This window comes from Pseudomonas sp. B14(2017) (assembly GCF_002113255.1).
Lineage (GTDB): Bacteria > Pseudomonadota > Gammaproteobacteria > Pseudomonadales > Pseudomonadaceae > Aquipseudomonas > Aquipseudomonas putida_Z.
Genome location: NZ_NEJY01000007.1, coordinates 197151 through 222884 on the forward strand (window position 1 = coordinate 197151; position 25734 = coordinate 222884).

Here is a 25734-nt window from a genome sequence, read left to right on the forward strand (position 1 = left end):
ATCACTGCTCCATCATCTCCGGGTCCATCACCGGCATTTTAGGCGTACCTGGTGGTGTCACCTTCAGCAGCACCGCCAGGTGCCCACCGTCGAGGAAGGTCAGCTGGCTGCCCTTGACGTTGCTGTTGCTCTGCTTGAACTGCTCGCTTTGCAGCACGCTGCCGTTGCCGTCCAGCTGGTTGACCCAGAAGTTGGCCTCGACCGCAATGAAACGGCCCTCGGCGATGCTCAGGTTGCCTTCGATGGGGAAGTGGCCGAACTGCTCGGTGCCTTCGCCCAGGGCGATGCGGCTGGGTTCGCTGCCCACTTGCTGCTGCCAGGCCTTGTGCAGCAGCACGGTGTAGTCGGCGGTAGCTTCCAGGCGGGTGGCTTCATCTTCCAGCGCCAGGCGGCGCTCGGCGTCCTTTTCCAGGCGTGGAGCGCCGGCGCTCCAGTCTTCGGGGGCGAACGGGCTGGTGAAGGCGGGCACGCTGTTCTGCCGCACCAGGATCATTTCTACCTGATACAGGCCTTCGGCGAAGGCGGCTGGGGCGAACAGCGCCAGCAGCAGGGTCAGGCAACGGATGGCACGCATGGGTCTTCCTTAGGCAGGCTGTGGGGTCAGGCGCTCGAACAGCGCCTCCAGGTTATTGAAGCGTTCGTCGGGGCGTTCCATGGGTACCAGGAAGCGGAACTGGGTGGCGCCTTCGAACTTGTAGCGTTTGGGCTGGCCCTGGATCAGCTTGATCAGGGTCAGCGGGTCGACCGGGGTCTCGGCCTCGAACTCGATCTTGCCGCCGTTGGGGCCGGCGTCGACTTTCTTGATGCCGAGCTTTTCCGCGTGCAGCTTGAGCGAGGTCAGGCGCATCAGGTTCTTGGTCGGCTCGGGCAGCAGGCCGAAGCGGTCGATCATTTCCACCTGCAGGTCCTTGAGGCCTTCTTCGTCGGCAGCCGAGGCAATGCGCTTGTACAGGATCAGCCGCGCATGCACGTCGGGCAGGTAGTCCTCGGGGATCAGTGCCGGCAGGCGCAGGTTGATTTCCGGGCCGCCGCCCAGCGGCTGCTCAAGGTTGGGCTGGGTGCCCTTGCGGATCGCCTTGACCGCGCGCTCGAGCATTTCCATGTACAGGGTAAAGCCCACCGCCTGGATCTGCCCGCTCTGGCCTTCGCCCAGCAGCTCGCCAGCGCCGCGAATCTCCAGGTCGTTGGTGGCCAGCACGAAGCCGGCGCCGAGGTCCTGGGTGTTGGCGATCGCCTCCAGGCGTTTTTCGGCGTCGGCGCTGACCTTCTGCCGGGTTGGCGTCAGCAGGTAGGCGTAGGCCTGGTGGTGGCTGCGGCCAACACGGCCGCGCAGCTGGTGCAGCTGGGCCAGGCCGAATTTGTCGGCACGCTCGATGACGATGGTGTTGGCGCTGGGCACGTCGATACCGGTTTCGATGATGGTCGAGGCCACCAGCACGTTGAAGCGCTTGTGGTAGAAGTCGCTCATCACCTGTTCCAGCTCGCGCTCGCGCATCTGCCCGTGGCCGATGCCGATGCGCGCCTCTGGCACCAGTTCGGCAAGGTCGGCGGCGCATTTCTCGATGGTTTTCACATCGTTGTGCAGGTAGTACACCTGGCCACCGCGCAGCAGCTCGCGCAGCAGCGCCTCCTTGACCGTGCTCTTGTTCTGCTCCATGACGAAGGTGCGTACCGACAGGCGGCGCGCCGGTGGCGTGGCGATGATCGACAGGTCGCGCATGCCCGCCACCGCCATGTTCAGCGTACGCGGGATCGGCGTGGCGGTGAGGGTGAGGATGTCCACCTCGCTGCGCAGGGCCTTGAGCTGTTCCTTCTGGCGCACGCCAAAGCGGTGCTCTTCGTCGATGATGGCCAGGCCCAGGTCCTTGAAGCGTACATCGTCCTGCAGCAGCTTGTGGGTGCCGATGAGGATGTCGATCTTGCCTTCGGCCAGATCGGCGGCGGCGTTGGCCACTTCCTTGGCCGACTTGAAGCGGCTCATCACCTCCACGGTCACCGGCCAGTCGGCAAAGCGGTCGCGGAAGCTGTTGTAGTGCTGCTGGGCGAGCAGGGTGGTGGGCACCAGCACGGCCACCTGGCGGCCGCTGTGCACGGCAATGAATGCCGCGCGCATGGCCACTTCGGTCTTGCCGAAGCCGACGTCGCCGCATACCAGGCGGTCCATCGGCTTGGGCGCCAGCATGTCGGCGCGCACCGCTTCGATGGCAGCCTGCTGGTCCGGGGTTTCCTCGAACGGGAAGCCGGCGCTGAAGGTGGCGTAGTCGGCGGACGGGTCGGCAAATGCATAGCCCTTGCGCGCGGCGCGGCGGGCATAGATGTCGAGCAGTTCGGCGGCCACGTCGCGCACCTGTTCGGCGGCCTTGCGCTTGGCCTTCTGCCAGGCCTCCGAGCCGAGCCGGTGCAGCGGTGCCAGGGCATCGTCGCTGCCGGTGTAGCGGGCGATCAGGTGCAGGTTGGCCACCGGCACGTACAGCTTGGCGCCCTCGGCGTATTCCAGGGTGAGGAATTCGGCGGCCTGGCCGTCGATTTCCAGGGTGGCCAGGCCCAGGTAGCGGCCCACGCCATGGTCGATGTGCACCACCGGCGCGCCTTCGCGCAGCTCGGTCAGGTTCTTGATCACCGCGTCGTTGGCGGTTTCGCCACGCTTGTCGCGGCGCCGGCGCTGCATGACCCGTTGGCCGAACAGCGGGCTTTCGGCGACCAGGGCGATGGCTGGGTCGTCCAGCAGCAGGCCTTCGTCCAGCGGGGCGATGGTGATTGCCAGGCGTTCGCTGCCGGTGATGAAGTCGGCCCAGCCGTCGACGGTATGCGGGCGCAGTTTCAGCCGCTCGAGCAGCTCCAACAGCACTTCGCGCCGCCCTGCCGATTCGGCGGTGAACAACACCCGGCCAGGGAACTGGTCGAGGAAATTGGCCAGTTCGGCCAGGGGCTGGTTGGCCTTGGCCTCGATTGCCAGGTTGGGCAGGGCGCGCGCCGGGAAGCGCTCGCGGCCCACGCCCGGGTCGAGGTCTTCGGTGCTGACCACTACCCGTGGCCATTGCTTGAGCCGGGCGAAGCAGTCTTCCACCGGCAGGAACAGTTCGGCCGGTGGCAGCAGCGGCCGGCTCAGGTCGCCACGGCGGTCTTCATAACGCCCGCGCACGTCGTTCCAGAAATGTTCGGCGGCCTGTTCCACGCCGGGCAGCGAGAACACCTGGGTGTCGGCCGGCAGGTAGTCGAACAGGGTCGAGGTTTCTTCGAAGAACAGCGGCAGGTAGTACTCGATGCCGGCGGGGATGATGCCGCTGGCCAGGTCCTGGAAGATCGCGCTGCGGCGGAAATCGACATCGAAGCGTTCGCGGAAGCGCGCCTTGAAGCGGGTCACTTCCTCTTTCTGCATCGGGAACTCGCGCGCCGGCAGCAGGCGCACCGAATCCACCTTGTCGATCGAGCGCTGGGTCTCGGGGTCGAAGGTGCGCAGCGTCTCGATCTCGTCATCGAACAGGTCGATGCGGTAGGGCAGCTTGCTGCCCATCGGGAACAGGTCGATCAACGCGCCGCGCACGGCGAACTCGCCATGCTCGTAGACGGTGTCGACGCAGCGATAGCCACTGGCCTCCAGGCGCAGGCGCATCTGCTCCACGTCGATGGTCTGGCCCACGTCCAGCACCAGGCTGCTGCCCAGCAGGAAACGGGTCGGCGCCAGGCGGTGCAGGGCGGTGGTGATCGGCACCACGAGGATGCCGTGGCTCAGCTCCGGCAGGCGGTAGAGGCTGGCGATGCGCTGGGAAATGATGTCCTGGTGCGGCGAGAACAGGTCGTAGGGCAGGGTTTCCCAATCGGGGAACGGCAGCACCGGCAGGTCCGGGGCAAAGAAGCGAAGTTCCTGTTCCAGACGATCGGCAGCCTGGCTGTCGGCAGTCAGCAGCAAAGTGAAGCGGCCCGCGCTGCTGGCGGCCTCGGCGATGGCCAGGCTGAGGGTGGCACCGGGTAGATTGCCCCAGGTTTGTTTGCCGGCCGTGGCCGACATTTGCGGTAGGCGCAGAACTGACACGGGAGATTGCACTCCAAGCGTTGCGGCAAAGAGATCAATTGTACCGGTGACGGTGCCGGCTGTCAGGTTCGAAAGGGCGTGAACGCTGGCTTGCGTGGCCGCGACAGGCGCTCATTGCCCGTAACGCGTTGGGGCGTCATAATGTAGCCCCTTTTTTCTGTCCCTACATGTGGAAGGTTCCCGTGACTCAGAAGCCCGACCAGTGTCTTGGTGAGTGGATCGATCGTGAAGCCCTGGCTGAAGCGATGATCCCGCTTATCGGTCAGCTCTACCGCAACAACAACGTGGTGAGCTCGATTTATGGCCGTAGCCTGATCAACCGTTCGGTTATCTCGATCCTCAAGGCGCACCGCTTTGCGCGTCATCGTCAAGCCGACGAAACCGAACTGTCCGTCCACGAGACATTCCCCCTGCTCAAGGCCATGAGCGAGCTGAAACTGGGCGCCGCTTCGGTCGACCTGGGCAAGCTGGCCAACAAGTTCAAGCAGGAAGGCAATGGCCGCACTGCCGAGCAGTTCGTCCGTGAAGAACTGGCCGAGGTGGTTGGCCAGCAGAACGCTTCGGCGCGCAAGGGCACCGACGTTGTCCTGTACGGCTTCGGCCGCATCGGCCGCCTGCTGGCGCGCATCCTGATCGAGAAGACCGGTGGCGGCGACGGCCTGCGCCTGCGCGCCATCGTCGTGCGCAAGGGCGCCGAGAACGACCTGGTCAAGCGTGCCAGCCTGCTGCGCCGTGACTCGGTGCACGGCCCGTTCGATGGCACCATCACCATCGACGAAGCCAACAACACCATCACCGCCAACGGCAACCTGATCCAGGTTATCTACGCCAAGAGCCCGAGCGAAGTCGACTACACCCAGTACGGCATCGAAAACGCGCTGATCGTCGACAACACCGGCGTATGGCGTGATGCCGACGGCCTGGGCCAGCACCTGGCCTGCCCGGGCGCTGCCCGCGTGATCCTCACCGCACCTGGCAAGGGCGCGCTGAAGAACATCGTGCACGGCATCAACCACGGTGACATCGCTGCCGATGACAAGATCATCTCGGCCGCTTCCTGCACCACCAACGCCATCGTGCCGGTGCTCAAGGCCATCAACGACCAGTACGGCATCGTCAACGGCCACGTCGAAACCGTTCACTCGTTCACCAACGACCAGAACCTGATCGACAACTTCCACAAGGGCAGCCGCCGTGGCCGTGCCGCGCCGCTGAACATGGTCATCACCGAAACCGGCGCCGCCACTGCTGCCGCCAAGGCACTGCCAGTGCTGAAGGGCAAGCTGACCGGCAACGCCATTCGCGTACCGACGCCGAACGTTTCGATGGCCATCCTCAACCTGAACCTCGAGAAGGCCACCAGCCGCGACGAGATCAACGAGTACCTGCGCCAGACCGCCATGCACTCGGAACTGCACAAGCAGATCGATTACGTCAGCTCGCAGGAAGTGGTTTCGACCGACTTCGTCGGTTCGCGCCACGCCGGTGTGGTTGACGCCGAAGCGACCATCTGCAATGACAACCGCGTTGTTCTGTACGTCTGGTACGACAACGAATTCGGTTACAGCTGCCAGGTGGTTCGTGTGATGGAAGAGATGGCCGGTGTGAACCCGCCAGCGTTTCCGCACTGATACGCTTGTAAGGCAATGAAAAAACGGGAACCTTCGGGTTCCCGTTTTTTTTCGCCTGATTAACTGATCGGGCATTTACTGTGCCTGTACTGGCCCTTTCGCGGGCACGCCCGCTCCCACAGGGATATCACAGGGCTGGAGGGCAGTGGGGTTCCTGTGGGAGCGGGCGTGCCCGCGAAAGGGCCAGTACAGGCATTCGAGATCTCGATATTGCGCGCATTTCTTTGTTTCTTGCTGATGCTGCTCACCGCCTGCAACCAGGGCTCCACCCTGGAGCGCCTGGGCGGCCCGACCATGGGCAGCAGCTACAGCATCCAGTACGTGCGCGAACCCGGCGGCCCGGCCCCGGTCCAGGTGCAGGCGGCAGTCGAAACCATCCTGCACGACATCGACCAGCACTACTCGACCTACCGCGGCGACTCCACCGTCAGCCGTTTCAACCGGTTGCCCGCCAACCAGTGCCAGGTCCTGCCGCCCGACATGCTCGAACTGGTCAGCCTTGGTCAGCACCTGGCCGAGCAGAGCAGCGGCGCCTTCGACCTTACCGTCGAACCCTTGCTCGACCTGTGGGGCTTCGGCCCCCAGGCCCGTCACGAGCAGGTGCCCGACCCGCTGGCCCTGGCCCAGGTGCGCCAGCGTGTGGGCTACCGGCACTTGCACATCGACGGCCAGGCCCTGTGCAAGGACGCCCCGGTGCAACTCGACTTCAACAGCATCGCCGCCGGCCATGCCGTCGACCTGATCGCCGCGCGCCTGCAGGCCATGGGCGTGGCCAGCTTTGTCGCCGAAGCCACCGGCGAGCTCAAGGCCGCCGGCCGCAAGCCCGATGGCAGCCCCTGGCGCATCGCCCTGGAGCTGCCCCGCGAAGATCGCCAGATAGCCCGCCAGATCATCCCGGTCAATGGCCTTTCAGTATCAACCTCGGGTGACTATCGGCACTATTTCGAGGAGAATGGCCGGCGCTATTCGCACACCTTCGATGCCCGCCTCGGGCGCCCGGTGCAGCACGACCTGGCCGCGGTCACCGTGCTCGATGCCTCGGCGCTGCGGGCCGACGGCTATTCGACGCTGCTGTTGATCCTGGGCCCGGAACGTGGCTGGGATTTTGCCGTGGCGCATGACCTGGCCGCGGTATTGGTGACTCGGGCCGAGGGTGGCTTCGTCTCCCGAGCTACGCCCGCATTCGAACGGGCAGTGAAAGGCGAATGAAAGCACAAGCAGGGATGATCGCCGCCAGGGAATGGTTCACACATGTAGTGCGGGCAAAATTGGCCTACGACGCGACCAAGGGTTAATGTGCGCGGCGTTCACGCTTGATTAGACTGCACCCGAATTTTCTCATGACGCCCCGGCGGCATGATCGCGCCCCGCGAGCGACCGTGGCTTGCGGGCCAGTTCTGAAGGAGTACGCATGGCTGTCTACAACTACGACGTAGTGGTGCTGGGTTCCGGCCCGGCCGGAGAAGGTGCGGCAATGAACGCCGCCAAAGCAGGGCGCAAGGTGGCGATGGTCGATAGCCGTCGCCAGGTCGGGGGCAACTGCACCCACCTGGGCACCATCCCGTCCAAGGCACTGCGTCACTCGGTGCGGCAGATCATGCAGTTCAACACCAACCCGATGTTCCGTGCCATCGGTGAGCCGCGCTGGTTCTCGTTCCCGGACGTGCTGAAAAGCGCCGAGAAGGTCATCGCCAAGCAGGTAGCGTCGCGCACCGGCTACTACGCGCGTAACCGCGTGGACGTGTTCTTCGGCACCGGCAGCTTCGCCGACGAGCAGACCGTCGAAGTGGTCTGCCCGAACGGCGTGGTGGAAAAGCTCAACGCCAAGCACATCATCATCGCCACCGGCTCGCGCCCGTACCGCCCGGCCGACATCGACTTCCACCACCCGCGCGTCTACGACAGCGACACCATCCTCAGCCTCAGCCACACCCCACGCAAGCTGATCGTGTACGGTGCCGGTGTGATCGGTTGCGAATACGCCTCGATCTTCAGCGGCCTGGGTGTATTGGTAGAGCTGGTGGACAACCGTGGCCAGTTGCTGAGCTTCCTCGACTCGGAAATTTCCCAGGCGCTGAGCTACCACTTCAGCAACAACAACATCACCGTGCGCCACAACGAAGAGTATGAGCGCGTCGAAGGCCTGGACAACGGGGTGATCCTGCACCTGAAGTCGGGCAAGAAGATCAAGGCCGACGCCTTGCTGTGGTGCAACGGCCGTACCGGCAACACCGACAAGCTGGGCCTGGAAAACATCGGTATCAAGGTCAACAGCCGCGGCCAGATCGAGGTCGACGAGGCCTACCGCACCAGCGTGCCGAACATCTACGGTGCCGGCGACGTGATTGGCTGGCCAAGCCTGGCAAGTGCCGCTCATGACCAGGGCCGCTCTGCCGCTGGCAGCATCGTGGATAATGGCAGCTGGCGCTTCGTCAACGACGTGCCGACCGGCATCTACACCATTCCGGAGATCAGCTCGATCGGCCGCAACGAACAGGAACTGACCCAGGCCAAGGTGCCGTACGAGGTGGGCAAGGCCTTCTTCAAGGGCATGGCGCGCGCGCAGATCGCCGGTGAGCCGCAGGGCATGCTGAAGATCCTGTTCCACCGCGAAACCCTGGAAATCCTTGGCGTGCACTGCTTCGGCTACCAGGCTTCGGAGATCGTCCACATCGGCCAGGCGATCATGAACCAGCCGGGTGAGCAGAACAACCTGAAGTACTTCGTCAACACCACGTTCAACTACCCGACCATGGCCGAAGCCTATCGGGTAGCTGCCTACGACGGCCTGAACCGGCTTTTTTGAGCGGCTCCGACCGGTGGCCTGAGCCGGTCGGAGAGACCGATTTCAACCCTGCCCGAGGGTGGTCTTGGCCAAACCGGGAAAGTCTGTAATCAGGCTGTCCACGCCAAAATCAGCGAGCCGGCGCATCAGTGCCGGTTCGTTGACCGTCCACACCGACACGTGCAAACCCTGGCCCTGGGCTTTGATCAGGCGCTCGGGGGTGCACAGTGTCCAGTTCAATGCCAGCAGCTCGCAGCCATAGTTCTGTGCCACCTTCAGCGGGTCGAGCCAGGCGTATTCGGCCACCAGCCCGCGCTTGACGTCCGGCACCAGCTCCAGGGCGGCACCCAGCACTTCGCGTGAGCTGGAGGTGATGGTCACCTTGTCCAGCAGGCCGTACTGCTGGGCCAGTTCGCGGATTGCCAGCACGGTGGTGGCGGCACGGGTGCGCGAGGCGCTTTTCACCTCCAGCTGCCAGTGCTCGAACGGGCATTTCTCGAACAGTTCTTCCAGTTTCGGGATCGGGCAGGGCTGGACGTGGCCCGGGCCGCCTTTGCGGGCATCGATCTTGACCAGCTCGGCGGCCGGGTGCTCGACCACCTTGCCGCGTTTGCCGGTGGTGCGCTTGAGGGTGGGGTCATGGATCACCATCAGCTCGTTGTCGGCCGACAGGTGCAGGTCCAGCTCGCAGCGGGTCACGCCATGGGCGAGGCATTGCTGGAAGCTCTTCAGGGTGTTCTCGGGCGCTTCGCCCTTGGCGCCGCGGTGGCCGTAGATCAGGGTCACGTTCGTTCCTTCAAATCAGAGAAAAATGGGCTCAGGAGGCGGGGTCGTTCTGTTCCAGCTGCTGGCGCCGTTGTTGTTGCTGGCGCTGCAGGATGTAGCGAGCCAGCAGTTGCCGTTGGGCGTCGGTCATGTCGGTGAATTCGGTGCCGACCTCGAAGCCGCCCTCCGGGCGCGGGTCGCAATGGGTGATCTTGCCGCGCAGCAGCAGGCCATGGGCGCGCGGCATCAGCACCATCTTCACCTTCACTCGGGTGCCGGGGGCCACCGCTGTGGCTTGCGCGAATTCGATGCCGCCCTCGGAAATGACCACCGGCTGGGGCTGGCCAACTTCGCCGATCAGGGTCTGGGCAACCACCGCGCTAAGCAGGTCGAGGCGTTTGTTCTGCGCGCGCAGGAAGGCGGCGAGGGTGCGGTCCTTTTCGCTCAGCTGGCGCAGCAGGTGCTGCGACTCGAAGTCGGACAGGTGCAGTTCGCTGAGCAGGTTGAATAGTGGCGAATCATCTTGCAACACATCTGGGTCAAGGGCTTCGGCCGCGCTGAGGGGGCTTATTTGAAGTGCGATCCGATCTTCGATGCGGTAGTATTCGCGGCGATCTTCTTCGTCTAATGTCGTCATGGCGAACCCAAGGTAGCGGCGGTGGTCCGAGTGTAAAGCCGCCGTAGGCGCCTCGCCACAAGGACGTTCCCTTTCATCCGAACAAGCCCCGACATGTTCAGACCTCTTTTCGCATTCATCGGCACGCGTTATACCCGTGCCAAACGTCGCAATCACTTCGTCTCGTTCATTTCCCTGACCTCGATGATCGGCCTCGCCCTGGGCGTGGTGGTGATGATCGTGGTGCTCTCGGTGATGAACGGTTTCGACCACGAGATGCGCACCCGCGTGTTGGGCATGATCCCGCATGCCACGCTGGAGAGCGGCCAGCCCATTGCCGACTGGCCGGCCCTTGCCCAACAAGTAAAGCAGAATCCGCAGGTGGTGGCGGTTGCGCCCTTCACCCAGATGCAGGGCCTGCTGACCCATGAAGGCAAGGTGCAGAAGGTGCTGCTCAACGGCATCGACCCGGCCCGCGAGCGCGAAGTGTCGATCATCGACAAGTTCGTCCTGCAAGGCCGCCTCGACCAGCTGGCGCCGGGCGAGTGGGGCATCATGATCGGCGACAAGGCCGCGGCCAAGCTGGGCGTAGGCATCGGCGACAAGCTCACCTTCGTCGCCCCTGAGGTCAGCGTGACCCCGGCCGGCATGTTCCCGCGCATGAAGCGCTTCACCGTGGTCGGCACCTTCCACGTGGGCGCGGGCGAGATCGACGGCTACCTGGGCCTGACCAACATCAGCGACCTGTCCCGCCTGCACCGCTGGAAGCCCGACCAGGTCCAGGGCCTGCGCCTGAAGTTCGATGACCTGTTCCAGGCGCCACGGGTGGCCTGGGACATCGCCCAGCGCCTGGGTGACCAGGAGTTCTACAGCCGTGACTGGACCCGTACCCACGGCAACCTGTACCAGGCGATCCGCATGGAAAAGGCCATGATCGGCCTGCTGTTGCTGCTGATCGTGGCGGTGGCGGCGTTCAACATCATTTCCACCCTGGTGATGGTGGTCAACGACAAGCGTGGCGACATCGCCATCCTGCGTACCCTGGGCGCCACGCCCGGGCAGATCATGCTCATCTTCATGGTCCAGGGCACGGTGATCGGGGTGATCGGTACCCTGATCGGCGCCGTGGTCGGGATCGTCGCCGCGCTGAACGTGAGCGCGGTGATCGCCGGCATCGAGAAACTGATCGGGCACAAGTTCCTCAACGCCGACGTGTATTTCATCGATTACCTGCCGTCGCAGATCCAGGCCCAGGACGTGTACATGGTCTGTGGTGCGGCACTGGTCCTGAGTTTCTTCGCCACCCTGTACCCGGCCTGGCGTGCGGCCCGCACCCAGCCTGCAGAGGCGCTACGTTATGAGTGAGTCGCGCATGAGTGATAAAGCCGTTCTGAGTTGCCGCAACCTGGGCAAGTCCTACGACGAGGGCCCGGAATCGGTGCAGGTGCTGTCCGGGCTCAACCTCGAGCTGCACGCCGGTGAGCGGGTAGCCATCGTGGGTAGCTCCGGCTCGGGCAAGAGTACCTTGCTCAACCTGCTGGGCGGCCTCGACCGGCCGACCCAGGGCAGCGTCTGGCTGGCCGGCGAGGAGTTGTCTGCGCTGGGCGAGCGTGCCCGTGGCCTGCTGCGCAACCGCGAGCTGGGCTTTGTCTACCAGTTCCACCACCTGCTGCCGGAATTCACTGCCATCGAGAACGTGTGCATGCCATTGCTGATCGGCCGCACGCCCATCCCCGAGGCCCGTGAGCGTGCCGAGGCGCTGCTCAAGCGCGTGGGCCTGGCCCACCGCTTCAACCACAAGCCGGCCGAGCTGTCCGGTGGTGAGCGCCAGCGGGTGGCGATCGCCCGGGCACTGGTCAACCGCCCCGGCCTGGTAATGCTCGACGAGCCGACCGGCAACCTCGACCACCACACCGCCCAGGGCATCCAGGAGTTGATGCAGGAACTGTCCAGCGCGTCGCGCACGGCGTTCCTGGTGGTCACCCACGACCTCAACCTGGCGCGCCAGATGGACCGTGTATTGAAGCTCGACGACGGCCACCTGGTGGCGATCTGATCGACTGTACGGGGTGGCCGGTGCTGCCCCGTTTTCCTGTTTTCATTGGGTGATTTCGTACATGTTCAGACCCTTGCCCATCTTCATCGGCGCGCGCTACACCCGAGCCAAGCGCCGCAACCACTTCATCTCGTTCATCTCGATGACCTCGATGATCGGCCTGTCGCTGGGCGTGCTGGCGATGATCGTGGTGCTGTCGGTGATGAACGGCTTCCAGCGCGAAATGAGTTCGCGCATCCTCGGCCTGGTGCCGCATGCCGCCATCCTCGGCGTGCAGCCGCTGGACGACTGGCACAAGGTGGCCGACGCGGCCATGCGCGACCCGGCGGTGATGGCGGCGGCGCCGATTACCGAAATGGAAGGCATGCTGTCGTACAAGGGCGCGATGCAGCCGATCCAGGTAGGCGGTATCGACCCGGCCGAAGAGGGCAAGGTCTCGATCGTCGGCCAGCATATCGTCCAGGGCCGCCTGCAGGACCTGCAGCCGGGTGAGTTCGGCGTGGTCATCGGTGAGCTGACTGCGCGGCGCTTCCGCCTGAATACCGGCGACAAACTGACCCTTATCGTGCCGGAAATCAGCAAGGAACCGGGCGGCATCACCCCGCGCATGCAGCGCCTGACCGTGGTCGGCATCTTCAAGGTCGGCGCCGAGCTGGACGGCTCGCAGGCTTACATCCACGTGGACGATGCCGGCGCCATGCAGCGCTGGGCGCCGGGCCAGGTGCAGGGCGTGCGCCTGAAACTGCACGACCTGTATGCCGCACCGCAGGTGTCCAAGGCCATCGCTGCCGGGCTGGGCGATGCCTACCGGGCCGATGACTGGTCGCATACCCAGGGCAGCCTGTTCAGTGCCATGAAGATGGAAAAGACCATGATCGGCCTGCTGTTGCTGATGATCATCGCGGTGGCAGCGTTCAACATCATCGCCACCCTGGTGATGGTGGTGAACGACAAGGGCCCGGACATCGCCATCCTGCGCACCCTGGGCGCCACGCCGGCGCAGATCATGGGCACGTTCATGGTCCAGGGCAGCCTGATCGGCATTGTCGGGACGCTGATCGGTGGCGTGCTTGGGGTGATTGCGGCGTTCAACGTCAGCCAGATCGTCGGTTGGCTGGAGCGGGTGAGCGGGCAGCACATCTTTACTTCGGATGTGTACTTCGTCAGCAGCTTGCCGTCGCAGTTGCAGTGGGGCGATGTGGCGATCATCTGCACTGCCGGGTTGGTGATGAGCTTCCTGGCGACCATTTATCCGGCTTATCGGGCATCGCAGGTGCAGCCGGCGATTGGCCTGGCAGTTTGAGTAACTGTTGAGGGCCTCATCGCCGGCAAGCCAGCTCCCACCCCGACCGCATCGGCCTCAAGCCCTGCGCAGTCCCTGTAGGAGCCTGGCTTGCCAGCGATGAGGCCAGTGCAGGCAGTACAAGACGGTCGGTCCCACAGGATTGCATCAAGCCCAAGGCATGCGCTGTACCTGTGGGAGCTGGCTTGCCGGCGATGGGCTGCAAAAGCAGCCCTGATGTCACCGGCCTTCAGTGAAATCGATCACGAATCGTGTCCAACCGTCCGCACACTCCGCCTGAATGCGCCCACCATGGGCCTGCACGATCGACCGGGTAATCGCCAACCCCAACCCGGCATGCTCGCTACTGCCTTCCCGCCGCGCCGGGTCCACCCGGTAGAAGCGGTCGAACAACCGTGGTAACACTGCCGGCTCGATAGCCGCCCCGGTATTGGCCACGCCAATCCTCGGCCCTGGCCCCAATGTCACCTTTATCTGCCCACCCGACGGGGTGAAGCGTAAGGCATTGTCCAGCAAGTTGGACAGTGCCCGGCGCAGCATATGCCGGTCGCCTTGCAGCAGCGCCTCACCCTCGCGCAGCATCTGCACGCCGCTGTCCTCTGCCAGCGGCGCGTAGTACTCCAGCAGCGCATCCACCTCCTCATGCAGCACCAGCGGTGCTTGCCCCGGCACCAGCAGGCCATGGTCGGCCTTGGCCAGGAACAGCATGTCGTTGATCATCTGCGCCATCCATTGCAGCTCCTCGAGGTTGCCGTGCAGGGCTTCGCGGTACTCTTCGAGGCTGCGCGGGCGGGTGAGGGTGACCTGGGTGTGGGTCAGGAGGTTGGACAGCGGCGTGCGCAGCTCGTGGGCGATGTCGGCGGAGAATGCCGACAGGCGCTGGAAGGCGTCGTCCAGGCGCTGCAGCATGGCGTTCATGGCCGTCGCCAGCTCGGCCAGCTCTTCGGGCATCTGTGCGACCGGCAGGCGTGTGGTGAGCGAGCGCGCCGATACGCTGGCAGCCACCTGGCCCATCTGCCGCAACGGTCGCAGCCCGCGGCGTGCAGCCCAGGCACCGAGCAGTGCCGTGGCCAGCGCCGACAGGCCCACCGTCAGCCAGATCAGCCGTTGCATGCCCAGCAGGAAGTGCTGGTGATGGGTGATGTCGAGGTACAGGGTCAGTTGTGGCGACTGCGGGGCGCCTTGCGCCAGGTGCACGGCCAGGCTGCGGTAGTCGGTGCCTTGCGCATGCAGGGTTGCCAGCCCGTCGGGCAGTGGCGTCCGCGGCAGGCCTGTGCGGCTTTCGAACCAGGTGGCGCCGTCGCTGCCGTTGATGCGCAGGGCCAGGTCGGCCTGGTGGCCCAGTTCATCGCGCAAGGCGGGCAGGCGCGCCTGCAGCTCGGCCGGCGTGGTGATGCCGGCCAGCTGGGTGCGGAACAGCGACAGGCGCGAGTCCAGCAGTTGCTGGTCCAGTTCGACGAAGTGCTGCTCGCTGGCCCGGCTGAATATCAGGCCGGCACCGAGCGAGACAGCGGCGGTGCAGGCGGCGAACAGCAGGGCCAGGCGGCTGCCGAGGGAGACCCGACGCATCACTCCGCGCGCTCTTCGAGTACATAGCCCATGCCGCGCACGGTATGGATCAGCTTGTTGGGGTGTGGGTCGTCGATCTTCAGGCGCAGGCGGCGGATCGCCACTTCGATCACATTGGTGTCGCTGTCGAAATTCATGTCCCACACCTGCGAGGCGATCAGCGATTTGGGCAGCACCTCGCCCTGGCGGCGCAGCAGCAGTTCAAGCAGGGCGAACTCCTTGGCGGTCAGGTCGATGCGCTGGCCGGCGCGCTCGGCGCGGCGGCGGATCAGGTCCAGGCGCAGGTCGGCCAGGCCCAGGGTGGTGTCCTGGCTGGGGCTGGTGCCCCGGCGCAGCAGGCTGCGCACCCGCGCCAGCAGTTCGGAGAAGGCGAACGGCTTGACCAGGTAATCATCGGCGCCCAGCTCCAGGCCGTGCACCCGGTCCTCCACGGCATCGCGGGCTGTGAGAAACAGCACCGGGGTGTCCAGGCCGGCCTGGCGCACGGCCTGGAGGATCTGCCAGCCGTCACGGCCGGGCAGCATCACGTCGAGAATCAGCAGGTCGTGGTCGCCGGTCAGGGCGAGGAACTGGCCGGTCTCGCCGTCGGTGGCCAGTTCGGTGGCGAAGCCAGCCTCGTTCAGGCCCTGGCTCAGGTACTGGCCGGTACGGGCCTGGTCTTCGACGATCAGCAGTTTCATTAAGCGGCAGGACTCCAGATGGCAGCGTGGGAACCTGTGGGAGCGGGCGTGCCCGCGAAGCATGCAACGCGCTATATGGCACCGGCTTCGCCGGTGTTCGCGGGCAAGCCCGCTCCTACAGGGACCGGGTGATGCTGAGATGATACGTGACGATTCACCCGCTCGCCCCAAACTGACGAAGATGTAATCCCGCTGACTTGCGCTCCAAGGCGGGGTGCAAAACCGGTAGACTAGAAGCAATTTCGAACCTTCAGGTCAGTTTCCATGCATCCCGCTGCCGAACATTCCCCGCTGGGCAAGTCCAGCGAATACATTGCCACCTATTCTCCGGAGCTGCTGTTCCCGATTCCGCGTACCGCCAAGTGGGCCGAACTGGGCGTTACCGCCCAGACCTTGCCGTGGCAGGGTGTGGACTACTGGAACTGCTTCGAGCTGAGCTGGCTGCTGCCGTCGGGCAAGCCGGTGGTGGCGATCGGCGAGTTCGCCATCCCCGCCGATTCGCCGAACATCATCGAGTCCAAGTCGTTCAAGCTGTACCTGAACTCATTGAACCAGACGGTGTTCGCCTCGCTTGGCGAACTGCAGGCGTGCCTGGAGAAAGACCTGTCCGCGGCCGCCGGCAAGCCGGTCGGCGTGAAGGTGCGCACCCTGGGCGAGGTCGAGGCCCAAGGCGTGGTGGCGTTGCCGGGGCAGTGCATCGATGCGCTGGACGTTGCCATCAGCAACTACGAACAGCCACAGCCAGATCTGCTGCACTGCAACCCGGAGCGGCAGGTGGAAGAAACCCTGCACAGCCACCTGCTGAAGTCCAACTGCCCGGTCACTGGCCAGCCGGACTGGGGCAGCGTGGTGGTCGAGTACAAGGGCAGGGCGCTGGACCATGCCAGCCTGCTGACCTACCTGATCAGCTTCCGCCAGCATGCCGACTTCCACGAGCAGTGTGTGGAGCGGATCTACCTGGACTTGAAGAACCTGCTGCAGCCGGAGCATTTGACGGTGTATGCGCGCTATGTGCGCCGGGGTGGGCTGGATATCAACCCTTACCGCAGCACTGGGGCGATCAGCCCGGACAACAAGCGCCTGGTTCGGCAGTAAGGTTCGCAAGTACACCGGGGGCGCTTCGCGCCCCTATCGCGACACAAGGCCGCTCCTACAGGTACAGCGCAAGCCTCAAATCTTGCGCTGTACCTGTAGGAGCGGCCTTGTGTCGCGATAGGGCCGCAAAGCGGCCCCAGTATTTCTAGATCCCCATGCTGTGCAGCGAGTTGGCAATGCTGCGCAGGGTGGCGGTGAGGTCGGGGTGGTCGGCCTCGAAGCGTTCGATCGCCAGGTTCACGCCGTCCACCAGGTTATGGTCTGGCGTGGCTTCCTCAAGCTTCAGTTGCGCCTCGATCTGGCGCGCTTCTTCGTGCAGCGCGGCCAGTTCCTCGTCCGAAAGCGGCACGTTGCGGTCCAGTTGCTCGCGCAAGCTGTTCAGGCGCTCTTGCAATTCGCGGGCAGGCATTGGCAGTTCTCCATCAATGGCTTGGCAAGCCATGGACCTCAGCGAAGCGGCAAAGGTTCTGGCCTGTCTTCAGCGTAATCCACCTGCCGTTGCTTTGCATGATCCGCGTCAAAGGTGCTGTATCAGGGTTTTTCGCCCTTGCGCCGGCGCTGGGCGATGTCCTGCAGGCAGGTGTCCAGCGCTTCCAGGTGGTCGATCACCGAGTGCACGCCCAGGCTGAACAGTTCCAGCGTCGCCTTGCCACGGGCCAGGTCCTGTTCCTGCGCAGTCATGGCTTGCCATTGCCGCGAGCTGCGGTCGCAGAACGGGCTGCAGGCTGCCAGCCCTACGGTCCACAACCCCGCGTTCAGGCCAGATTGCAGCAGGCGTGGGTCGCCGCTGACCAGCACGCAGCCGTCCAGGCGTTGGCTGTCCAGCGTCATCAGGGCCTGCCAGCAGGCATTCGGCGCCGGCCAGCGCGCGCCGTTCACCGAATGCCCCGGCAGCCAGGCGGGCAGTACGTGCGCCAGGCGCTTGCTCTGGGTGGCGTCGAGGTCGTCCAGCCAGATGCACGGCACCTGGCGCTGACGCAGGCTGGCGAGGGTGGCCAGGGCGCCGGGGGCGGGCGAGGGGGCGCCATTGGCGGCTTGCACCAGGCAGCCGCGCAAGCCGAACAGCACAGCGGTGAAGGCGGGTGCAGCGTCCATGGCAACTTCCCTCAAATAGTCCGCAGGCTATTCGGCGATTGTTACCGCCCTGTGACAGCGGGCACCGCGCAACAGTTGTTCACAAAATATTGAGCAGAGATGTGTAAAGCTGTTTATCAGCCCGCAAGCCTCTATACTGCCGCCGTACAGCAGCGCACCCGTTTGCGCTTGCGGCCGAGAAATTCGATGGAGAAACACCTATGCGTAGGATCGGTGCCAGTGTGATCGAACGAGTCACCCAGGCCTGTGTCTGCGCCAGCTTGCTGCTGGCGCCCGTGGCAGCCACCCAGGCCGCCACCGAGGAAGATCCCTGGGAAGCGGTCAACCGCCCGATCTTCCGTTTCAACGATACCCTCGACACCTATGCCCTCAAGCCATTGGCCAAGGGCTACCAGGCGGTCACCCCGCAGTTCCTCGAAGATGGCATCCACAACATCTTCCGCAACCTGGGTGACGTGACCAACCTGGCCAACGACCTGCTGCAGTTCAAGCCCCATGCTGCGGGCGTGGACACGGCGCGGCTGATCGTCAACACCACCTTCGGCCTGGGCGGCTTCTTCGACGTGGGTACCAAGATGGGCCTGCAGCGCAACGACGAGGACTTCGGCCAGACCCTAGGCTACTGGGGCGTGCCGAGCGGCCCGTACGTGGTCATCCCGCTGCTGGGCCCGAGCACCGTGCGTGACGGCGTGGCCAAGTACCCGGATACCTACACCAAGCCCTACCGCTACATCGACCATGTGCCGACGCGCAATTCGATCTTCGCCCTGGACATCATCGACACCCGCGCCGACCTGCTGTCGGCAGAGAAGCTGATCCAGGGTGACAAGTACATCTTCATTCGCAATGCCTACCTGCAGAACCGCGAGTTCAAGGTCAAGGATGGCGAGGTCGAAGACGACTTCTGATCCTGCGCGTGCTTGGTCCTGCGCAGTCCCCGTGTAGGAGCGGCCTTGTGTCGCGATAGGGCCGCAAAGCGGCCCCGGCAATTCATGCGGCGAAGCTGAATCCGGGGGTGCTGCGCAGCCCATGGCGACACAAGGCCGCTCCTGCAGGGGGGCCCAGCAGGCCCATCAATGCATCGCCAGAATCCGCAACCCGAACTTCTGCTGCCCGCCCGGCTGGTCGGCAATCCACACCACTTCGGTGCTGGCGTGCAGCCCCTTCAGCGCCGGGTGGTCGGACTCGATCCGTACCTCGATATGGTCTCCCACGTGGAAGCGCTGCGGTGCCTGCACCTGCATGCCGCCGCTGGACAGGTCCAGGCACACTGCCGCGATCACCTGGCCTTCGTGCAGCAGGCTGACCTCGGTGTCGATGCGCATGCGGATGAAATCGCGTTTCTCGCCATGGCTGGAGGGCGTGTGGGGCATGCTGCATCCTTCCCATCGGGTTGCGCTGGTCGACTTTCTTATAACTCCCGGTGATTTGCCCTGTAAAGTGCGGCGGGGTCGACCCTTGCATGCTTGAAACGCCTGCCGGATGGGAGTACCGTCTGCGCCTTACAAGGTAGCTCTCACAGTTGCCGGACAGTTGCCGGGCAGGTGATCTTGTCCTACAACTCAAAGTAGAGTGTGACCACAAAGAATTCCCGTAGCTGGCCGTCTGCCTTGCCGACACCGCTGCACCAACCTAAATCGGCGCCGTTCGCCCACATGCAGAAAACCAGTGCAACGCTGCTGATCATCGATGACGACGACGTGGTCCGTGCAAGCCTCGCCGCCTATCTTGAAGACAGTGGCTTCAGCGTCCTCCAGGCCGGCAATGGCCAGCAGGGGCTTCAGGTCTTCGAAGAACACCAGCCCGACCTCGTGATCTGCGATCTGCGCATGCCGCAGATGGGCGGCCTCGAACTGATCCGCCAGGTCAGCGAGCGCGCCCCGCAGTTGCCGGTGATCGTGGTGTCCGGTGCCGGCGTCATGAGCGATGCGGTGGAAGCGTTGCGCCTGGGCGCTGCCGACTACCTGATCAAGCCGCTGGAAGACCTGGCCGTGCTCGAGCATTCGGTGCGCCGCGCCCTCGACCGCTCGCGCCTGGTGCTGGAAAACCAGCGCTACCGCGACAAGCTCGAAGCCGCCAACCGCGAACTGGAGGCCAGCCTGCACCTGCTGCAGGAGGACCAGACCGCCGGTCGCCAGGTGCAGATGAACATGCTGCCGGAAAGCCCTTGGGTGGCCGGCGAGTTCGCCTTCGAGCACCAGATCATCCCGTCGCTATACCTGTCGGGTGATTTTGCCGATTACTTCCGGGTGGACGAACGGCGCATCGCTTTCTATCTCGCCGACGTCTCCGGGCATGGCGCGTCGTCAGCGTTCGTCACCGTGCTGCTGAAGTTCATGACCACGCGGCTGTTGTTCGAATTCAAGCGCGGCAGCAAGATGCGCGAGTTCAAACCCTCGCAGGTGCTCAGCCACATCAACCGCGGGCTGATCAACTGCAAGCTGGGCAAGCACGTGACCATGGTTGGCGGGGTGATCGATGAAGACACCGGCCTGCTGACCTACGCCGTTGGCGGCCATCTGCCGCTGCCGGTGCTGCACACTCCCGAGCATACCCGCTACCTGGAAGGCCGCGGCCTGCCGGTGGGGCTGTTCGACGAGGCCACCTACCAGGACCTGGTGGTGGAGCTACCGCCGCAGTTCAGCCTCAGCCTGATGTCCGATGGCATTCTGGACCTTTTGCCGGGTGACACGCTCAAAGATAAAGAAACCGCCCTGCCGGAAATCGTCAGGGCAGCAGGTGGCAGCCTGGATGGGCTGCGTCAACGATTTGGATTGGCTACGCTTGGGGAGATGCCGGATGATATCGCCCTATTGGTGTTGAGCAGGAACCTTCAATGAGTACCGGTAGAATCCAGTTCGCCGAGCAGAGCGGTACCTTCGTCCTGAAATTCGTCGGTGAAGTGCGCCTGACCCTGTGTTCGGCGCTGGATGCGACGATCGAGAAGATTTTCACCGCGTTGAACTTCTCGGCGATTGTCATCGACCTGACCGAAACCGAGAGCATCGACAGCACTACCCTGGGCCTGCTGGCCAAGCTGTCGATCCTGTCGCGCCAGAAGGTGGGCCTGTTGCCGACCGTGGTCACCACCAACCCGGACATTTCCCGGTTGTTGCAGTCGATGGGCTTCGATCAGGTGTTCAACATCGTCGATCGGCCGATCCCGTGCCCGGAATGCCTGACCGACCTGCCGTCTCAGGACCAGAACGAAGACGTGGTGCGCTCCAAGGTGCTGGAGGCGCACAAGATCCTCATGGGCCTGAACGACTCCAACCGCGAAGCCTTCCATGACCTGGTAAATGCGCTGGAGCGGACCTGATCTTCAGCCTGTACCGGCCTCTTCGCGGGCGCGCCCGCTCCTACAGGTACTGCGCTGCATTCGAAACCTGTGGTGATCCTGTGGGAGCGGGCATGCCCGCGAAAAGGCCGGGAAGGCCAGCACAAGCATTACCTGCCTGATCACCCCCGCCGCGCAAACTCGGTAGCCTCACCCCCACCCGCATCCAGCTGATACACCCGCGCCGGCCGCCCCTGTTCATCGAAGAACACCTGCCCCAACCCCGCGCCATTCCACAACCGCTCGCCAGCCTTGCTATGGCTGGGCGTACGCGGCACCACCTCCATTTCCCGCCGCTTGGTAAACCAGTTGAGCGGCGAGCGCGGCGCATACAGCCAGCGGTTGAGCCGGTCGAGCACATCCAGCAGGCGCCGCGGGAATTCGTTCTTGATCCCGCTGCTGGTCACCTGCCACAAGTGCGGGCTGCGCTGGCGGTGGCGTATCAGCACTTCATAGACGAACGAGTAATGCACATCGCCGGACAGCACCACGTAGTGCCCCGGCGTGCGCGAGTGGCGGAAGATGTTGAGGATGACCTGCGCTGCACCGCGATGGGCCATCCAGTTCTCGGCATCCACCAGCAGCGGGTAGCCCAGCCAGCTGAACAGCTTTTGCACCGTCTCGATCAGCTTCACGCCAAAAATTGGCGCAGGTGACACGATGATCGCCGATGGGTGGTCCAGCAATGCTTGCTGCAACTCGCTCAGCGCCTCCCAGTCGAGCAGGCCGGACGGCTTGGCCAGGCTGCTTTCGCTGCGCCAGCGGCGGGTGCGGGTGTCCAGCACCAGCAAGGGTGGGTTGGTGGGCAGGTTGAACTGCCAGCCCTGGAAGCGCAGCAGTGCGCCGATCAGCTCATCCTGGGTCTGGCTGTTCAACGCCTGGCATTGCCCGACCAGGGGCTTGCAACTCTGCGGGTCGTTACCCCAGGCCTGGCACAGCAGGTAGCCGAGCAGGGCATTGCCGATGATCCGCCGCGAGAAGGGGTGGCCGTAGGCGGTTTCTTCCCACAGCGCCGAGAGGTTCCAGTCGTCGGTGATGTCGTGGTCGTCGAAGATCATCAGGCACGGCAGGTGGGCCATCACTCGCGCTACCTGGCCGAGGTTGTCGGCAAACGCCTGGATCAGCGGCAGCTCCTGCCGGTAACGGGCCTGGCGCGGGGCGGTGAGCCCGTTGGGCATGTCCAGGTTCACCAGCTGCCAGGGCACCGGTGACCACACCAGCAGGTACATGGCCATAACCTCGGCGAAGGTCACCAGATGATTGTCGGCGTTGCTGGAGGAGAAGATCGGCTTGCGCTTGCCGCCGAAAAAGCGTTCGCGCAGGGTTTCGTTGCGTTCCTGGGCCGGCAGCAGGTCGGCGCGGTGGTAATAGCAGGCCGGGTGCTGGTACAGCGCCTGGCTGTCGGGCACCACCGCGCCCTCCAGTTGCTCGTCGAACAGGCCCAGGCGCGCAATCAGGCTGTGGATGGCGCGCAGCATCGGGCCGGCGACGTCGTCGGCATAGACCTGGTCGCCGGTCATCAGCAGCACGGCGGGGCGGTCCGCGGGGCTTTCGCAGGCCTGCAGCAGGCGGTCGGCGCAGAGCAGGCCATCGGCGGCCGGAAAATGCGGCTTGCGGCAGGAACCGTGCAGCAGGTGGTCGAGCCGATCGCGCAGCACCAGGCTTGGGCGCCGGGCGCCGGGGTAGAGCAGGTGCGGCGCCCAGCCGGCGATGCCCTGGCCGTTGATGAGCAGGTCATAGTCGAGCAGCTGGTTGCAGGGCAGCGGCTGGGCGAAGTGGATGTCCAGCAGGTGGATGAAGGCGTGCTGGCCCACCGCGACCACCTGGCAATCGACCTGGGCCTCGCCTGCCGGGAAGATGAGTTCGGGTTGCAGCGGTTGCGTGGCGACCAGCCAGATGGCCAGGCGCTGAGGTTCCAGACGGCGCAGTACCGGGCCGGCGAGTACGAGGGGCAAAGGGGTAGAGGAGGTCATCGACAGCTCTGAGGGCTAACCGGCCCTATCGCCGGCAAGCCAGCTCCCACAGGTACAGCGCTGATCTCGAAGGCTGTGCAGTAACTGTGGGAGCTGGCTTGCCGGCGATAGGGCCATTGAATTCAACAAACTGCTAAAGCCCGGCACTTGATGGGGGCCAGACGAAAAACGGGCGGAAAATGCTGAACACTTCCCGCCCGTCAGGCAATCCCGAAATGTATCAGGCCTTTTCAGCCATCAACTTCTCCAGCTTCTCCTGGTCCCGCGCGAACTGGCGAATGCCCTCGGCCAGTTTCTCGGTACCCATGGCATCTTCGTTCATGGCCCAGCGGAACTGGCTTTCGTTCAGCTGTTGCTTGGGCTCGCCGGCATTGCCCGGCTTCAGCACTTGCGGCAGGCTGCCCTGGTCATCGCTGAGCTGCTGCAGCAGCTCTGGGCTGATGGTCAGGCGGTCGCAGCCGGCCAGCTGCTCGATCTGGCCGATATTGCGGAAGCTGGCACCCATGACCACCGTGTTGTAGCCGTTGGCCTTGTAGTAGTTGTAGATGCGAGTGACCGACTGCACGCCCGGGTCTTCGGCGCCCACGTATTCCTTGCCGGTGCTCTTCTTGTACCAGTCGTAGATACGGCCCACGAACGGCGAAATCAGGAACACCCCGGCATCGGCGCAGGCCTGGGCCTGGGCGAAGGAGAACAGCAGGGTGAGGTTGGTCTGGATGCCTTCCTTCTCCAGCTTTTCGGCGGCGCGGATGCCTTCCCAGGTGGAGGCCAGCTTGATCAGCACGCGGTCGCGGCCAATGCCAGCGGCTTCGTACAGCTCGATCAGCTTGCGCGCCTTGGCCAGCAGCGCGGGTTCATCGAACGACAGGCGGGCATCGACCTCGGTGGAGATACGCCCCGGGATGACCTTGAGGATGCCCGAGCCCACGGCCACCGCGAACTTGTCGCAGGCCAGGTCGACATTACCCTTTGCATCGGCCTTTACCTGCTTGAGCAGATCGGCGTAACCCGGGATGGCCGCAGCCTTGAGCAGCAGCGACGGGTTGGTGGTGGCATCGACCGGTTTCAGGCGGGTGATGGCGTCCAGGTCCCCGGTGTCGGCGACCACGGTGGTGAACTGCTTGAGTTGTTCCAGCTTGGAGGTCATGGGCGTGCTCTGTCCTGTGCAATGACTCGACATTACCCGAGCCCCGACGGCCACTCAAGGGCTCGCGAAGCGCGGTGCGAAAGGTGAGGATTCGAGTCGCAAGCGGCCCCGAGGTTCCGTATGCACAAAAACGGCGATCACTCAGCCCTTGGGTTGCGCTGTCATGAAGAGGACTAGGTTCGTAAGCGCGACGCGGCTTCTGTGGGAGCGGGCGAGCCCGCGAAGAATCCAACGCGGTGGCTGGCACCGGCTGCGCCGGTGTTCGCGGGCACGCCCGCTCCCACAGATACTGCGGCGCTTGTCAGGTTACCGCCCCTGCAACAACTCCACCGCCTGGTCGAACACCGCCAGCGGCTCCGCCGCCTTGTGAATATCCGCCGACAGCAGCTGGCGGAAGCGCCGCGCCCCCTTGAACCCTTGGGCCAGCCCCAGGATATGCCGGGTAACGTGGTGCATCGCGCCACCACTTTCCATGTGCGCGACGATATATGGCCGCAACTGCGCCAGTGCCTCGCTGCGGCTGACCACCGCCGCCTCGCTGCCGAATAGCTGCTGGTCCACCTCGGCCAACAGGTAAGGGTTGTGGTACGCCTCGCGCCCCAGCATCACCCCATCGAAGGTTTCAAGGTGTGTCTGGCACTCGTCCAGGGTCTTGATCCCGCCGTTGAGCACGATCTCCAGGTCGGGGAAGTCCGCCTTCAACTGCGCCGCCACGTCATAGCGCAGCGGCGGAATCTCACGGTTCTCCTTCGGCGACAAACCTTCCAGGATCGCGATGCGCGCATGCACGGTAAAGCTCCGGCAACCTGCCTCGCGCACCTGGCCGACGAAGTCGCACAGCTCGGCGTAGCTGTCGCGGCCATTGATGCCGATGCGGTGCTTGACCGTCACCGGGGTCGACACCGCGTCACGCATGGCTTTCACGCAGTCGGCCACCAGCGCCGGGTGGGCCATCAGGCAGGCGCCGATCATGTTGTTCTGCACCCGGTCACTCGGGCAGCCAACGTTGAGGTTGACCTCGTCGTAGCCAGCCTCCTCGGCCAGGCGGGCACAGGCGGCCAGGTCGGCCGGCACGCTGCCGCCCAGTTGCAGGGCCAGCGGGTGCTCGGAGACGTCGTGGCGCAGGAAACGGTGGGCGTCGTTGTGCAGCAGGGCACCGGTGGTGACCATTTCGGTGTACAGCAGGGTGTTTTTGGAAAGCAGGCGCAGGAAGAAGCGGCAGTGGCGGTCTGTCCAGTCCATCATGGGTGCAACGCTGAAGCGACGGGAAGGCTCAGGGCGCGTGGTTGCTGGGTTAGAGCCTGGGTTTGTGGTCATATCGTTCAACGTGTCTTGTACCAAATTCAGCAATTTCGAGGGTGTTTGTAGCAAACCGAGGGCGCGACGTAGCAAAAGTCGGCGGCAGGAGATCGGTGATTGCCAGGGCAGGCGGCTAGTTTACCAAGAGAGCAGGGCATGCGTCTGGAAACAGGTCGGATGGTTCTGCCGAGCGAGCGGGCATCTCAGATGGCTGGTGGGACCCTTGTGGGAGCGGCCTTGTGTCGCGAAAGGGCTGCGCAGCAGCCCCAGGGGTTCAGCGCAGAGGCACATATTGCTGGGGCTGCTGCGCAGCCCTTTCGCGACACAAGGCCGCTCCTACAGGGGGCCGC

The 25734-nt window shown here is 64.4% G+C and carries 22 protein-coding genes; 10 read left to right on the forward strand and 12 right to left on the reverse strand.

Annotated elements, in window-relative coordinates; translation table 11 throughout:
* Position 1: 1 nt before the first annotated feature.
* Together CAG34_RS09355 and mfd are read right to left on the reverse strand one after the other, a co-directional pair.
* Positions 2-574: a CsiV family protein gene (locus CAG34_RS09355; RefSeq protein ID WP_085589446.1), complete on the reverse strand. Its 573-nt coding sequence runs from the start codon at positions 572-574 to the stop codon at positions 2-4.
* Positions 575-583: 9 nt separating this feature from the next.
* On the reverse strand, positions 584-4033 hold the full coding sequence (mfd, locus tag CAG34_RS09360) for a transcription-repair coupling factor (protein ID WP_085589449.1): 3450 nt from the start codon (positions 4031-4033) through the stop codon (positions 584-586).
* A gap of 167 nt (positions 4034-4200) precedes the next feature.
* Here mfd and CAG34_RS09365 point away from each other — a divergent pair, with 167 nt between their 5' ends.
* The 3 genes from CAG34_RS09365 (at position 4201) to sthA (ending at position 8470) form a co-directional block, all read left to right on the forward strand.
* Complete coding sequence (locus CAG34_RS09365) at positions 4201-5664, forward strand: glyceraldehyde-3-phosphate dehydrogenase (protein WP_031324543.1); 1464 nt, start codon at positions 4201-4203, stop codon at positions 5662-5664.
* Positions 5665-5874: 210 nt separating this feature from the next.
* A complete protein-coding gene (locus tag CAG34_RS09370) occupies positions 5875-6873 on the forward strand; it encodes an FAD:protein FMN transferase (RefSeq protein WP_085589523.1) in 999 nt (332 codons plus the stop codon).
* A 202-nt stretch (positions 6874-7075) separates the two neighbouring features.
* On the forward strand, positions 7076-8470 hold the full coding sequence (gene sthA / locus CAG34_RS09375; protein ID WP_015269541.1) for a Si-specific NAD(P)(+) transhydrogenase: 1395 nt from the start codon (positions 7076-7078) through the stop codon (positions 8468-8470).
* Between the two features lie 42 nt (positions 8471-8512).
* Here sthA and CAG34_RS09380 read toward each other — a convergent pair whose 3' ends face one another.
* On the reverse strand, positions 8513-9235 hold the full coding sequence (locus CAG34_RS09380; RefSeq protein WP_085589451.1) for a glycerophosphodiester phosphodiesterase family protein: 723 nt from the start codon (positions 9233-9235) through the stop codon (positions 8513-8515).
* Between the two features lie 31 nt (positions 9236-9266).
* Positions 9267-9851, reverse strand: coding sequence for a PilZ domain-containing protein (locus tag CAG34_RS09385; protein WP_025338333.1), 585 nt, complete (start codon positions 9849-9851; stop codon positions 9267-9269).
* Positions 9852-9944: 93 nt separating this feature from the next.
* On the opposite strand from CAG34_RS09385, the gene CAG34_RS09390 reads away from it, so the two are divergent.
* From CAG34_RS09390 to CAG34_RS09400, 3 genes are all read left to right on the forward strand, one after another.
* Entirely contained in the window at positions 9945-11195 is a 1251-nt protein-coding gene (locus CAG34_RS09390; protein WP_015269543.1) for a lipoprotein-releasing ABC transporter permease subunit, read from the forward strand.
* Between the two features lie 7 nt (positions 11196-11202).
* Positions 11203-11886 carry a lipoprotein-releasing ABC transporter ATP-binding protein LolD gene (lolD, locus tag CAG34_RS09395; protein ID WP_169774647.1) on the forward strand — a complete coding sequence of 228 codons (684 nt, stop codon included), beginning with the start codon at positions 11203-11205 and terminating at the stop codon, positions 11884-11886.
* A 61-nt stretch (positions 11887-11947) separates the two neighbouring features.
* Positions 11948-13189, forward strand: a complete 1242-nt coding sequence (locus tag CAG34_RS09400; protein WP_085589453.1) for a lipoprotein-releasing ABC transporter permease subunit — start codon at positions 11948-11950, stop codon at positions 13187-13189.
* A 219-nt stretch (positions 13190-13408) separates the two neighbouring features.
* Here the strand turns inward: CAG34_RS09400 and CAG34_RS09405 are convergent, their stop codons facing one another.
* Both CAG34_RS09405 and cinR read right to left on the reverse strand, forming a co-directional pair.
* Positions 13409-14761: a heavy metal sensor histidine kinase gene (locus CAG34_RS09405; RefSeq protein ID WP_085589455.1), complete on the reverse strand. Its 1353-nt coding sequence runs from the start codon at positions 14759-14761 to the stop codon at positions 13409-13411.
* Entirely contained in the window at positions 14758-15438 is a 681-nt protein-coding gene (cinR, locus tag CAG34_RS09410; RefSeq protein WP_015269546.1) for a two-component system response regulator CinR, read from the reverse strand. Before cinR ends, CAG34_RS09405 begins: the two co-directional genes overlap by 4 nt.
* A 264-nt stretch (positions 15439-15702) precedes the next feature.
* Between cinR and queF the strand changes: the two genes are divergently transcribed.
* Positions 15703-16533: an NADPH-dependent 7-cyano-7-deazaguanine reductase QueF gene (gene queF / locus CAG34_RS09415; RefSeq protein ID WP_085589457.1), complete on the forward strand. Its 831-nt coding sequence runs from the start codon at positions 15703-15705 to the stop codon at positions 16531-16533.
* Positions 16534-16678: 145 nt separating this feature from the next.
* Here queF and CAG34_RS09420 read toward each other — a convergent pair whose 3' ends face one another.
* Positions 16679-16942, reverse strand: coding sequence for a DUF4404 family protein (locus tag CAG34_RS09420; RefSeq protein WP_015269548.1), 264 nt, complete (start codon positions 16940-16942; stop codon positions 16679-16681).
* A 122-nt stretch (positions 16943-17064) separates the two neighbouring features.
* The gene (locus tag CAG34_RS09425; protein WP_085589458.1) at positions 17065-17628 is read right to left on the reverse strand and encodes a phosphonoacetaldehyde phosphonohydrolase-related protein; all 564 of its coding nucleotides are present in this window, start codon (positions 17626-17628) and stop codon (positions 17065-17067) included.
* Positions 17629-17828: 200 nt separating this feature from the next.
* On the opposite strand from CAG34_RS09425, the gene CAG34_RS09430 reads away from it, so the two are divergent.
* Positions 17829-18536 (forward strand): VacJ family lipoprotein, encoded by a 708-nt coding sequence (locus tag CAG34_RS09430; protein WP_085589461.1) that lies wholly within the window; start codon positions 17829-17831, stop codon positions 18534-18536.
* Positions 18537-18701: 165 nt separating this feature from the next.
* On the opposite strand, the gene CAG34_RS09435 is transcribed toward CAG34_RS09430, so the two are convergent.
* Positions 18702-19001 carry a PilZ domain-containing protein gene (locus CAG34_RS09435; RefSeq protein ID WP_025338339.1) on the reverse strand — a complete coding sequence of 100 codons (300 nt, stop codon included), beginning with the start codon at positions 18999-19001 and terminating at the stop codon, positions 18702-18704.
* Positions 19002-19283: 282 nt separating this feature from the next.
* Here CAG34_RS09435 and rssB point away from each other — a divergent pair, with 282 nt between their 5' ends.
* Both rssB and rssC read left to right on the forward strand, forming a co-directional pair.
* Entirely contained in the window at positions 19284-20468 is a 1185-nt protein-coding gene (rssB, locus tag CAG34_RS09440; protein ID WP_015269551.1) for a two-component system response regulator RssB, read from the forward strand.
* Positions 20465-20947 carry an anti-sigma factor antagonist RssC gene (rssC, locus tag CAG34_RS09445; RefSeq protein ID WP_013971741.1) on the forward strand — a complete coding sequence of 161 codons (483 nt, stop codon included), beginning with the start codon at positions 20465-20467 and terminating at the stop codon, positions 20945-20947. Before rssB ends, rssC begins: the two co-directional genes overlap by 4 nt.
* Before the next feature lie 140 nt (positions 20948-21087).
* On the opposite strand, the gene CAG34_RS09450 is transcribed toward rssC, so the two are convergent.
* The 3 genes from CAG34_RS09450 to dusA all read right to left on the reverse strand — a co-directional run bounded on the left by CAG34_RS09450 (position 21088) and on the right by dusA (position 25402).
* Positions 21088-22938 carry an alkaline phosphatase D family protein gene (locus CAG34_RS09450; protein WP_085589463.1) on the reverse strand — a complete coding sequence of 617 codons (1851 nt, stop codon included), beginning with the start codon at positions 22936-22938 and terminating at the stop codon, positions 21088-21090.
* A 220-nt stretch (positions 22939-23158) separates the two neighbouring features.
* The gene (gene tal / locus CAG34_RS09455; protein WP_085589466.1) at positions 23159-24085 is read right to left on the reverse strand and encodes a transaldolase; all 927 of its coding nucleotides are present in this window, start codon (positions 24083-24085) and stop codon (positions 23159-23161) included.
* Positions 24086-24391: 306 nt separating this feature from the next.
* Positions 24392-25402, reverse strand: coding sequence for a tRNA dihydrouridine(20/20a) synthase DusA (gene dusA, locus CAG34_RS09460; protein WP_085589469.1), 1011 nt, complete (start codon positions 25400-25402; stop codon positions 24392-24394).
* Positions 25403-25734 lie beyond the last annotated feature (332 nt).

Excerpts from the sequence above, each read along its gene's own strand:
- CAG34_RS09355 (WP_085589446.1), bottom strand. The coding sequence starts at position 574 with ATGCGTGCCATCCGTTGCCTGACCCTGCTGCTGGCGCTGTTCGCCCCA.
- CAG34_RS09365 (WP_031324543.1), top strand. The coding sequence starts at position 4,201 with ATGTGGAAGGTTCCCGTGACTCAGAAGCCCGACCAGTGTCTTGGTGAG.
- sthA (WP_015269541.1), top strand. The coding sequence starts at position 7,076 with ATGGCTGTCTACAACTACGACGTAGTGGTGCTGGGTTCCGGCCCGGCC.
- CAG34_RS09385 (WP_025338333.1), bottom strand. The coding sequence starts at position 9,851 with ATGACGACATTAGACGAAGAAGATCGCCGCGAATACTACCGCATCGAA.
- CAG34_RS09390 (WP_015269543.1), top strand. The coding sequence starts at position 9,945 with ATGTTCAGACCTCTTTTCGCATTCATCGGCACGCGTTATACCCGTGCC.
- lolD (WP_169774647.1), top strand. The coding sequence starts at position 11,203 with ATGAGTGATAAAGCCGTTCTGAGTTGCCGCAACCTGGGCAAGTCCTAC.
- CAG34_RS09400 (WP_085589453.1), top strand. The coding sequence starts at position 11,948 with ATGTTCAGACCCTTGCCCATCTTCATCGGCGCGCGCTACACCCGAGCC.
- cinR (WP_015269546.1), bottom strand. The coding sequence starts at position 15,438 with ATGAAACTGCTGATCGTCGAAGACCAGGCCCGTACCGGCCAGTACCTG.
- queF (WP_085589457.1), top strand. The coding sequence starts at position 15,703 with ATGCATCCCGCTGCCGAACATTCCCCGCTGGGCAAGTCCAGCGAATAC.
- CAG34_RS09420 (WP_015269548.1), bottom strand. The coding sequence starts at position 16,942 with ATGCCTGCCCGCGAATTGCAAGAGCGCCTGAACAGCTTGCGCGAGCAA.
- CAG34_RS09425 (WP_085589458.1), bottom strand. The coding sequence starts at position 17,628 with ATGGACGCTGCACCCGCCTTCACCGCTGTGCTGTTCGGCTTGCGCGGC.
- CAG34_RS09430 (WP_085589461.1), top strand. The coding sequence starts at position 17,829 with ATGCGTAGGATCGGTGCCAGTGTGATCGAACGAGTCACCCAGGCCTGT.
- CAG34_RS09435 (WP_025338339.1), bottom strand. The coding sequence starts at position 19,001 with ATGCCCCACACGCCCTCCAGCCATGGCGAGAAACGCGATTTCATCCGC.
- rssB (WP_015269551.1), top strand. The coding sequence starts at position 19,284 with ATGCAGAAAACCAGTGCAACGCTGCTGATCATCGATGACGACGACGTG.
- rssC (WP_013971741.1), top strand. The coding sequence starts at position 20,465 with ATGAGTACCGGTAGAATCCAGTTCGCCGAGCAGAGCGGTACCTTCGTC.
- CAG34_RS09450 (WP_085589463.1), bottom strand. The coding sequence starts at position 22,938 with ATGACCTCCTCTACCCCTTTGCCCCTCGTACTCGCCGGCCCGGTACTG.
- tal (WP_085589466.1), bottom strand. The coding sequence starts at position 24,085 with ATGACCTCCAAGCTGGAACAACTCAAGCAGTTCACCACCGTGGTCGCC.
- dusA (WP_085589469.1), bottom strand. The coding sequence starts at position 25,402 with ATGACCACAAACCCAGGCTCTAACCCAGCAACCACGCGCCCTGAGCCT.